The 10610-nt window shown below is 65.3% G+C and carries 10 protein-coding genes; 5 read left to right on the plus strand and 5 right to left on the minus strand.

From position 1 onward, the window contains the following. From DYI24_RS13415 to DYI24_RS13425, 3 genes are all read right to left on the minus strand, one after another. Positions 1–1059, minus strand: a 1059-nt coding sequence (locus tag DYI24_RS13415) for an efflux RND transporter permease subunit (protein WP_205523506.1), incomplete at its 3' end; no start/stop codon positions are given. 77 nt (positions 1060–1136) lie between these two features. Beyond that, positions 1137–2501, minus strand: coding sequence for an efflux RND transporter periplasmic adaptor subunit (locus tag DYI24_RS13420; protein ID WP_164572645.1), 1365 nt, complete (start codon positions 2499–2501; stop codon positions 1137–1139). Then, positions 2491–3939: an efflux transporter outer membrane subunit gene (locus DYI24_RS13425; protein ID WP_164572646.1), complete on the minus strand. Its 1449-nt coding sequence runs from the start codon at positions 3937–3939 to the stop codon at positions 2491–2493. Before DYI24_RS13425 ends, DYI24_RS13420 begins: the two co-directional genes overlap by 11 nt. Before the next feature lie 434 nt (positions 3940–4373). Here DYI24_RS13425 and DYI24_RS13430 point away from each other — a divergent pair, with 434 nt between their 5' ends. The 5 genes from DYI24_RS13430 to DYI24_RS13450 all read left to right on the plus strand — a co-directional run bounded on the left by DYI24_RS13430 (position 4374) and on the right by DYI24_RS13450 (position 9385). Then, positions 4374–5687, plus strand: coding sequence for an NAD(P)/FAD-dependent oxidoreductase (locus DYI24_RS13430; RefSeq protein WP_164572647.1), 1314 nt, complete (start codon positions 4374–4376; stop codon positions 5685–5687). A gap of 2 nt (positions 5688–5689) precedes the next feature. After that, a complete protein-coding gene (locus DYI24_RS13435) occupies positions 5690–6535 on the plus strand; it encodes a DUF1365 domain-containing protein (protein ID WP_164572648.1) in 846 nt (281 codons plus the stop codon). A 59-nt stretch (positions 6536–6594) separates the two neighbouring features. Beyond that, positions 6595–7824, plus strand: coding sequence for an SAM-dependent methyltransferase (locus DYI24_RS13440; RefSeq protein WP_107344550.1), 1230 nt, complete (start codon positions 6595–6597; stop codon positions 7822–7824). A 108-nt stretch (positions 7825–7932) separates the two neighbouring features. Beyond that, positions 7933–8970, plus strand: coding sequence for a cysteine synthase A (locus DYI24_RS13445; protein WP_164572649.1), 1038 nt, complete (start codon positions 7933–7935; stop codon positions 8968–8970). Between the two features lie 145 nt (positions 8971–9115). Beyond that, the gene (locus DYI24_RS13450; RefSeq protein ID WP_164572650.1) at positions 9116–9385 is read left to right on the plus strand and encodes a hypothetical protein; all 270 of its coding nucleotides are present in this window, start codon (positions 9116–9118) and stop codon (positions 9383–9385) included. 21 nt (positions 9386–9406) lie between these two features. Here DYI24_RS13450 and DYI24_RS13455 read toward each other — a convergent pair whose 3' ends face one another. Both DYI24_RS13455 and DYI24_RS13460 read right to left on the minus strand, forming a co-directional pair. After that, positions 9407–10147 carry an amino acid ABC transporter ATP-binding protein gene (locus DYI24_RS13455; protein WP_107344547.1) on the minus strand — a complete coding sequence of 247 codons (741 nt, stop codon included), beginning with the start codon at positions 10145–10147 and terminating at the stop codon, positions 9407–9409. 15 nt (positions 10148–10162) lie between these two features. After that, positions 10163–10610, minus strand: a 448-nt coding sequence (locus tag DYI24_RS13460; RefSeq protein ID WP_164572651.1) for an amino acid ABC transporter permease, incomplete at its 5' end; no start/stop codon positions are given.

Raw genomic sequence — 10610 nt, forward strand, 5'->3', positions numbered from 1 at the left:
CAGGAACAGCAGCACCACCAGCGTCACCAGAACCACGCTGAGCAGCAGCGTGAACTGCACGTCGTGCACCGAGGCGCGAATGGTTTCGGTGCGGTCGCTGACCACAGTCAGCTTGACGCCGGCCGGCACCAGCCGCTGGATCCGCGGGATTTCGGCGCGGATGCCCTTGACCACGTCGATGACGTTGGCGCCGGGCTGGCGCTGAATGTCGAGAATGACGGAAGGGGTGCCTTGGTACCAGGCGCCGGTACGCTCATTCTCCAGCCCGTCGACGATCTGCGCGACGTCGCCGATCGTCACCGGCGAGCCGTTGCGGTACGCCACGATGATCGGCCGGTACGCATCTGCGGCAGCGATCTGGTCGTTCGCCGCGATGGTGTAGGCTTGCTGGGCGCCGTCGAGCGAGCCCTTCGGCCCCGACACGTTGGCGTTGGCGATCGCCGTGCGCAGGTCTTCCATCGAGATGCCGTAGGCGGCGAGCCGGGCCAGATCGGCCTGCACCCGCACCGCCGGCTTCAGCCCGCCGAGCACCGAGACGCGGCCGACGCCGGAGATCTGCGCCAGCCGCTGCGCCATCAGCGTGTCCGCAAGGTCGCTCATGGTGCGCAGCGACACCGTGGTCGAGGTCAGCGCCAGCGTCATCACCGGCGCATCGGCCGGATTCACTTTGGCATAGACCGGCGGGTACGGCAGGTTCTTCGGCAGAATGCCGGCGGCGGCATTGATCGCCGCCTGCACGTCCTGGGTCGCACCGTCGATATCGCGGTTGAGGTCGAACTGCAGCGACACCTGGCTGACGCCATAGGACGAGGTCGAGGTCATCGCCGTCAGCGACGGAATTTGGCCGAGCTGCCGTTCCAGCGGCGCCGTGATCAGTGACGCCACGACGTCAGGGCTGGCGCCTGGGAGCTGGGTCGTCACCTGCACGGTCGGAAAATCGACCTGCGGCAGGGCCGACACCGGCAGCGCCAGATAGCCGAGCAGACCGCCGATCATCAGCGCCACGCCAAGCAGCGAGGTCGCGATCGGACGTCGGATGAACGGCTCAGATACGCCCATGAAAACTCACCTCAGCGTTGCGTCCTGACGTCTCGCGCTCCGGCATCCGCCCCCGTCGCGCTGGCAGCGGACCCGCGTCAGGGCGCCTTGGGCGCACCCGACGACGGGGCTCCGCCTGCGGCCGGTGCCTGCTGGCCGGCTTCACCGCGGCGGCGCTTGCCCTGCCCCTCGCCGGCTTCGTTGCCACCCTGGCCCTGAGCACCCGGCGGACGGCGGCGCTTCTGCGGAGCGAGATCGGCGGTCGGAATCTGGCTCGCATCGCCGATCGTCACCTTGGCGCCGTCGGCCAGATTGGCAAAGCCGGTGGTCACCACCCGGTCAGCGGGCGTCAGCCCCTCGGCGACCACGGCCTCGCTTTCGTTCTGCTGCGTCACCTTCACCGGGCGAGCATGAACGATATTGTCCTCGCCGATGATGTAGCTGAACGTCCCGGCGGGTCCGCGCTGCACCGCGGACACCGGCACCACGATCGCCTGCTTCAAGGTGTCGACCTTGAGCCGGACGTTGACGAACTGGCCCGGCCAGAGCTGCAGCTTGGCGTTGGGGAATTCCGCCTTCAGCTTCACCGTGCCGGTGGTCTGATCGACCTGATTGTCGATCCCTTTCAGCATGCCGGTATCGACCACGGTGACGCCGTCATTGCCGAACACGTCGACCGGCAGCGGCGCCTCGGCCGCCGCGGCGTTGACCCGCACGATCTGCTGCTGCGGCAGGCTGAACTGCACCGCGATCGGCTTGAGCTGCGTCAGCACCACGATGCCCGTGGCGTCCGAGGCGTGCACGATGTTGCCCTTGTCGACTTGGCGCAGGCCGGCGCGGCCGGAGATCGGCGCCACCACCTTGGTGTAGCTCAGCGTCGCCGCGGCATTATCGATCGCGGCCTGATCGGAACGCACCTGCGCTTCGAGCTGCGCCACGGTTGCCTTCTGGGTGTCGGCCTGCTGCTTGGAGCCGGCATTTGAGGCGGCGAGCTGCTGATAGCGCGCCAGATCGATCCGGGCGTTGGCGAGCTGGGCTTCGTCCTGCGCCTTCTTGGCGACCGCCTGATCGTATTGCGCCTGATAGATCGCCGGATCGATCTCCGCCACCACGTCGCCGGCCTTGACGTCCTGGCCTTCAGTGAAATTTACCGCGATCAGCTTGCCGTCGACCTGGGCGCGCACCGTCACGGTAGCGAGCGCCTTCACGGAGCCGACGCCGTCGAGATACACCGGCACATCGGCAACCTTCGGCGTCGCCGCCAACACCGGGACGGCGAGGTCCGGCGGCATCCGCCGTTCAGCCTGCTTGGTCTGGATCGCGCGCCAGGCGATGAAGCTGAGCCCGCCGAGGATGGCCACGACCAGCAGCAGCGACACGCTGCGGCGGCGCAGGCGCTGGCCCCAACCGTTGCGTCCGGGCCCGGCGCCGGACGTATCCTTCGCATCCGGCTTAAAGAGCATCGGCCGTTCTTTCCATCTTTGGCTCCCAGCCGCCCCCGAGTGCCTGAAACAGACTGACGATCGCCTGGAAACGCGCAAGCTGCGTCTGGATCAGCGCGTCCTCGGCCTGGAATAGCGTGAGCTGCGTATTCAGCACGGTGACGATGTCACTGGTGCCGGCACGGAGCTGCTGTTCGGCGAGATCGAAGGCGCGCCGCGACGACGCCACCACCTCGCGCTGCAGCCGCAGCCGCTCGGTGTTCTGCTTGATCGACTCCAGCGCGTTGTCGACGTCCGCGAATGCCGACACCACGGTCTTGCGATAGGTCTGCAGCAGCTCTTCCTGCTGCGCCTGCGTCAGATCGAAATTGCCCTGGATCCGGCCGCCATCGAAGATCGGCTGCGTCAGCCCCGCGGCGATGTTGGAAAACGTCGCCTGCGGCGTGAACAGCGACGCCAGCGCTGCGCTCTGATAGCCGCCTTGCGCGGTGAGCTGGATGGTCGGGAAGAACTGCGCCCGCGCGCTGCCGACATTCGCAGTTGCGGACGCAAGCTGCGCTTCCTGGCGACGGATATCAGGCCGTTGGGTCAGAAGATCGGACGGCAGACCGGGCGTCACTCGCGGGGACGACAGCCGCGTCAGCGAACCGCCGGCGATTTTCACGCTCTCGGGCGGGCGCGCCACCAGCGTCGCCAGCGCGTTGACGTTTTGCGCCAGCGTCAGCCGCAGCGGCGGCAGCGCGGCGCGCTGGTTCGCCAGCACGCTCTCCTGCTGCGCCACGTCGAGATCGGTGCCGGTGCCGGCTTTGAGACGCTGCTTGATCGCGTCGAGAATCCGGCTGGCGCTCTTGATGTTGCCTTCGGCGGTGCGAATCCGGTCCTGGGCGGCGAGCACCTGGAAATACGCGTTGGCGACGCTCGCCATCGTGGTCAGCATCACCGTGTCGCGGTCGAATCGGTTCGCGGTGGCGGTCTCCTCGGCCGCGAGTGCGGCGTCGTGGTTCTTGCCCCAGAAATCAATCTCGTAAGACGCGCTGAGCGACGACGAATAGGTGCTGTAGCGGCGACCGGCGATCGTGGTGTTGGAGATGTTCGAGCCCGAGGTCTTGACCTGGCTGCCGTTGCCGCTGGCGCTGAGGCTGGGCAGCAGCGCCGCGCCGGTGATCCGCGCCTGCGCATCGGCTTGGCGGATACGCGCGACCGCGGCGGCGACGTCGAGATTGACGGTCTGCGCCTCTTCCATCAGTTGCGTCAGCTCGGCCGACCGGAAGCCACGCCACCAATCCAGCGCCGGCGGCTTCTCGACCGCGGTGCGCGACGCAGCCTTGTAGCGATTCGGCAGGTCGAGCGCGGGATCGGGCAGATCTTGCGTGAGGATGCAGCCGCCGGACGCAGCGACCAGCGCCGAGGCCACCACCAGTCGGGCTGCGCGGCCAAGGTAGCGAAGTGTGGTGCTCATGCTGGGCGCGATCCATCTCCCGGCGCGGCGTAAAGCCGCGCACGCCGCGCCACGATCGACTTCGGCGCACGATGTTCTCTGCCAGTCACTTGCAACTCGATCACGGAAGACTGCTGTTTGAAAGCCAGCCGGCATTGTAACGGGCGGAAACGCCGACGCACAGGGCCGTCATCGCCGCGTTCAGTGACAAGTTGTTTCCGGTATACCGCCGCCTGAGCCGGCTTCGGCCGTGCGATTCTCCCGATTCCATCGGTGTTCCCTCAGCTTGACGGCCCCGCCGAATGCGGCAAAGCTTACAAAGATTTCATCTGCTGATACGGCCGTCCGAGGACGATTCCCTGCCCGCCCTTCGAATTTTTTCGCTGCCGGACGTGCTGAAACTCTCGAGCCTGGATGCCGTAACTCGGTCGCCGGTGGGCTAGAGGGGGCTTGGAATGCGCGTTGCTATCGTCGGAACGGGAATCGCGGGGAATGCTGCCGCGTGGGCGCTGTCCCAGCGCTATCCTGTCACAGTCTATGAGCGCGAATTGCGCGCTGGCGGCCACAGCCACACCGTCACGGTCGATTACGACGGCACTTCGATCCCGGTCGACATCGGCTTCATCGTCTACAACCAGCTCAACTATCCCGACCTCACCGCGATGTTCGCGCATCTCGGCGTCGAGACCGTCGAAAGCTGCATGAGCTTTTCGGTCAGTGCCGACGCCGGACGATTCGAATGGAAGGGCGGCGGATCGAACTGGCTGGAAACGGCGGACGGGCTGTTCGCGCAGCGCCGCAATCTGCTGTCGCCGTCATATCTGAAGATGCTCCGCCATATCCTGATCTTCAACGAGCAGAGCGTCGAAGACTTCAAGACCGGCGCCCTCGCCGGCCTGTCGCTCGGCGACTATTTCACCAGCCGCAGATTCGCGCCGCGATTGCTGACCGATTATCTGGCGCCGATGGGCGCCGCGATCTGGTCGGCACCGGCGTCGGAGATCCTGGATTTCCCGGCGGAGAATTTCGTCGCCTTTTTCAACAACCATCGGCTGCTGCATTACGAACGCCCGATCTGGCGCACCGTGAAGGGCGGCAGCGCGCGCTATGTCGAGAAACTGACCAGCGCCTTCAAGGACGACATGCGGCTCGGCGCCGCCGTCACCTCGATCGAGCGCTCGCCGAAGGGCGTGATCGTCCGCGACAGCCTCGGCGGCCTCGGCGTGTTCGATCACGTAGTGATCGGCGCCCACAGCGATCAGGCGCTGGCGATGCTCTCGGACGCCAGCGACGTCGAGCGCGACATCCTCGGCAGCATCGGCTACGCGCCCAACATGGTGTACCTGCATCGCGACCCGCGGCTGATGCCGAAGCGTAAGCGCGCCTGGGCGTCGTGGAATTTCCTTCGCTGGCAGCGCGAGGGTTCGCCGGTCAACGACGTCGCCGTCACCTACTGGATGAACCGGCTGCAGGGCATCGATGCCGACAAGCCGCTGTTCGTCAGTCTCAACCCGCCGTTCGAGCCCGCGCCCGAACTGACCTTCGGCCGCTACGCCTGCGACCATCCGCAATACACCGCCAAGGCATTCGCAGCGCAGCGCCGCGTCGGCGAGCTCCAGGGCCATCGCAACACTTGGTTCTGCGGCGCCTGGACCGGCTACGGCTTCCATGAAGACGGGCTTCGCTCCGGTCTTGCGGTCGCCGAACATCTCGGCGCCCCGGTGCCGTGGCGCGGCCCGCCGTCGGAATTCCGCGAAGCGGCCGAATAACCATGGGCACCCTCGCCGCCCCAACATCCTCGACCCGCGGCGCGCCGCCCGCAGCGGCCGCGTCGCTGTATGTCGGCGATGTGATGCACGCACGGCTGAAGCCGGTTGGGCACCGTTTCCAATACCGGGTGATGTCGCTGCTGATTGATCTCGATCGTCTGGACGAGGCCGACCGGATGTCGCCGCTATTCGGCGTCAACCGGCGCGCGCTGTACAGCTTCCATGAAACCGATCACGGCCCGCGCGATGGCACCTCGCTCCGCGCCTACGCTCAGGCCAGTGCCGCGGCGAAGGGCGTCGACCTCAGCGGCGGCCGGGTGCTGCTGCTGACCTATCCGCGGATCGCCGGCTACACCTTCAATCCGCTGTCGGTGTATTTCTGCTACGACGCCTCCGGCGCCCTCGCGGTGGTGATCTACGAAGTCCGCAATACCTTCGGCGACATCCATCCTTATGTGCTGCCCGTGAGTGCCGGCGAACTCGGGCCCGCCGGTCTGCGGCAGGAGCAGGACAAGCTGTTCTACGTCTCGCCCTTCATCGAGATGGCGATGCGCTATCACTTCCGCATCGTGCCGCCGGACGAAATCGTGCGCTTGCGGATTCTCGAGACCGACGCGGACGGTCCGGTGCTTGCTGCCACTTTTGCAGGCACGCAGCGGGTTCTGTCGACCGCATCGCTGCTACAGGCGTTCCTCGCGCTACCGCTGATGACGTTGAAAGTGATCGCCGCGATCCATTGGGAAGCGCTGCGGCTGTGGATCAAGGGTGCCAAGCTCGTTCCGCGTCCGGCGTCACCGCCGCCTCCGACCGGCTTTGCAGCCGGCGGTCACGATGCTTATACTCACTAAAGCTAAAGTATGAGCCCGGCGTTGCTCCCGTCCCGCTGGGCGCAAGCAATGGAACTGGAATGTCCGAGTTAGTAGCGCTGACCCCCGACAACGTCGATGACCGTGTGGCCGATCTGCCGCGCTTGGTCCGGATGGCGCTGGCGTTCGGTGCGCGGCTGCAGCGCGGCACGCTCGACGTCACCCTCCCCGATGGCCGCCGCTTCCGCCTCGGCGGCGCCGAGCCCGGCCCCGCCGCCGAGATGCGGCTGCACAGCTACGCGTTTGCATCGCGGCTGATCAATGGCGGCGACATCGGAATCGCCGAAGCCTATCTGAACCGCGAGTGGGACACGCCCGATCTCACCCAGTTCCTGTATCTGTTCTGCGTCAATCACGAGATGATCCAGGCGATGCTGGCGGATAATCCGCTGATGCGACTGGTGCAGATGGTGCGGCACTGGTTCAACCGGAACACCAAGCGGCAGGCGCGCAAGAACATCTACGCCCATTACGACATCGGCAACGAGTTCTACTCCGCCTGGCTCGATCCGAGCATGACGTATTCATCGGCGCTGTTTGAAGATCACACCCACGATCTCACCGCGGCGCAGATCAACAAATATCAGCGGCTGGCAGAGGCGATCGACCTCAGGCCGGGCCAATCCGTGCTGGAGATCGGCTGCGGCTGGGGCGGCTTTGCCGAATACGCCGCCAAGACCTTCGACGTCCGCCTCGTCGGCCTGACGATCAGCCGGGAACAGCGTGATTTCGCGCAGAAGCGGATGTTCGAGGCCGGCCTCGCCGACAAGGTCGAGATCAGGCTGCAGGACTACCGCGACGAGCGCGGCCGCTACGACCGCATCGCCTCGATCGAGATGATCGAAGCGGTCGGCGAGGAATTCTGGCCGAAATACTTCTCACAGTTGCGCGATCGGCTGATGCCGGGCGGATTGGTCGGTATCCAGGCCATCACCATCCAGGATCGCTTCTTCCAGACTTACCGGCGCGAGGTCGATTTCATCCAGCGCTATGTGTTCCCCGGCGGCATGCTGCCCTCACCCGGCGTGCTGAAGTCACTCGGCGAGACGTTCGGCGTGCCGGTGGTGCGCGAGCGGGTGTTTGGAGAAGATTATGCCAAGACGCTCGCAACCTGGAGAGACAATTTCCGCGCCGCGTGGCCGAAGCTGACGTCGCAAGGCTTCGACGACCGCTTCCGCCGGTTGTGGGAATACTACCTGTCGTATTGCGAAGCCGGCTTCCTGTCCGGAAACATCGACGTCCGCCAAGTGGTGTTCGCAAAGGCAGGCTGATCTCGGCTGCATGGTCGCCGCGTTTGCTCAATACGGCGGCATGCGTGCCTTGTCTCGTGCCGTCCGGTCTCTTACCTTGAGGGCCCGCAACGTCACCAGCCGGACAGCATGAGCATCAAGAACGACGTCGTCGACGCCATCGGCAATACGCCCCTGATTAAATTGAAGCGCGCGTCGGAACAGACCGGCTGCACCATTCTCGGCAAGGCCGAGTTCATGAATCCGGGCCAGTCGGTGAAAGATCGGGCTGCGCTGTTCATCATCCAGGATGCGGTGAAGCGCGGCGCGCTGCGGCCCGGCGGCGTCGTGGTCGAAGGCACCGCCGGCAACACCGGCATCGGGCTGGCGCTGGTCGCCAACGCGCTCGGCTTCCGCACCGTGATCGTGATCCCGAGCACGCAGAGCCAGGAAAAGAAGGACATGCTGCGGCTGTGCGGCGCCGAACTGATCGAGGTGCCCGCCGTCCCCTATGCCAATCCCAACAACTACGTGAAGCTGTCCGGCCGCCTCGCCGCGCAGCTTGCCAAGACCGAACCGAACGGCGCGATCTGGGCCAATCAGTTCGATAACGTCGCCAATCGCCAGGCCCACATCGAGACGACTGCGCCGGAAATCTGGAATCAGACCGATGGCAAGGTCGACGGCTTCGTCGCCGCGGTCGGCTCCGGCGGCACGCTGGCCGGCGTATCGATCGGCTTGAAGCAGTTCAATCCGAAGGTCCGCATCGTGCTCGCCGACCCGTTGGGCTCGGCGCTGTTCAATTACTACAAGCACGGCGCGCTGAAGTCGGAAGGCTCTTCGATCACCGAAGGCATCGGCCAGGGTCGCGTCACCGCCAATCTGGAAGGCGCGCAGATCGACGACGCCTATCAGATCACCGACGATGAAGCAGTGCCGCTGATCTACGATCTGCTCGAACACGAAGGCCTGTGCCTCGGCGGCTCGAGCGGCATCAACGTCGCCGGCGCGATCCGCCTCGCCAAGGATCTCGGCCCCGGCCACACCATCGTGACCATCCTGTGCGACTACGGCAGCCGCTATCAGTCCAAGCTGTTCAACCCGGACTTCATGCGCAGCAAGAACCTCCCGGTGCCGGACTGGATGGAGACCAAGAGCACGATCCAGGTGCCGTTCGAGCAGGCCTGAATGCCAAGGGCTACAGGCGCGGCCGCGACATCCTGAGCGACCGCGTTAACCCGCCGCCAACCGTGCTCATACGGGGCGCTGCGCATTAAACTGAAACTTCATGGCGCCGGCCGATCCTTGCGCAAAACAAGGAGCGCGTCGGCTCATGTCCGTGTTCAGGTCGTTCGGCGCCACGCTGGTGGCGGCGGTTGCTGTGCTGTTGGTCTCAGATGCTCTGTTCGGCGACGACAGCTACCGCTTCGATCGGTCGCTGTACGACAGCCGGCTTTATGCCCCGCGACACACGCCGGGCGCGGCGGGGATAAGCGACTTCGACGAAGAGATGACGCCGGCCGAGCGCATTCGCGAAACCTTCAGCCAGTTCACCGTCAGTAGCGCCAAGCGCTACACGTCGCGGGCGACGATCATCAGATAGCGCAGCTTCGATCGTCCGGCCTCAGCGCAGGATCTGGCTGAGGAACAGCTTGGTGCGCGCGTGCTGCGGATGGGCGAAGAACTCCTTCGGCTCGTTCGCCTCGATGATCTGCCCGGCATCCATGAACACCACGCGGTCCGCGACCTCGCGGGCGAAGCCCATCTCGTGCGTCACCACCAGCATGGTCATGCCCTCTTCGGCGAGGTCGACCATGGTGTCGAGCACCTCCTTGACCATCTCCGGGTCGAGTGCCGAGGTCGGCTCGTCGAACAGCATCACTTTCGGGTTCATCGACAGCGCCCGCGCGATCGCGACGCGCTGCTGCTGACCGCCTGAAATCTGGCCGGGATACTTATTCGCCTTGTCGGGAATCCGCACTCGCTCCAGGAATTTCATCGCGGTCGCTTCGGCATCCTTCTTCGGGATGTTGCGCACCCAGATCGGCGCCAGCGTGCAGTTCTCCAGCACAGTCAGGTGCGGAAACAGGTTGAAGCTCTGGAACACCATGCCGACTTCGCGGCGGATCTCGTCGACGTGCTTCAGCGTCGGCCCGAGGTCGATGCCGTCGACCACGATCTGGCCTTCTTGAAACTCCTCTAGCGCGTTGATGCAGCGGATCAGCGTCGACTTGCCCGAGCCCGACGGCCCGCAGATCACGATGCGTTCGCTGCGCGCGACATCGAGGCTGATGTCGCGCAGCACGTGAAACTCGCCGTACCATTTATTCAGGCCCGCGATCGAGACGATCGGAGTATCAGCCATCAATCGATCCTTCCGTCAGGTCCGCCGGTGCGCGTTGAGCCGGTGCTCGACCGACAGCGAATAGCGCGACATCCCGAAGCAGAACACGAAGTAGATCAGCCCGGTGAACGCGAAGCCGGTGAACAGCGTCGTCGGCGTCGACCAGGTCGGATCAGCAAATGCGGCGCGGAGCTGGCCAAGCAGATCGAACAGCGCGACGATCGACACCAGCGAGGTGTCCTTGAACAGCGCGATGAAACTGTTGACCAGGCCCGGAATGACGTGGCGCAACGCCTGCGGCAGCACGATCAGCCCGGTGGTCTTCCAATATGACAGCCCGAGCGCGCTCGCCGCCTCCGCCTGCCCGCGCGGGATCGCATTCAGGCCGCCGCGAATGACCTCGGCATTGTAGGCGCCGGCGAACAGCGCGATGCCGATCAGCACCCGCATCAGATTGTCGATGGTGAAGTTGCCGGGCAGGAAC

The organism is Rhodopseudomonas sp. BR0C11, assembly GCF_010820945.1.
Lineage (GTDB): Bacteria > Pseudomonadota > Alphaproteobacteria > Rhizobiales > Xanthobacteraceae > Rhodopseudomonas > Rhodopseudomonas palustris_H.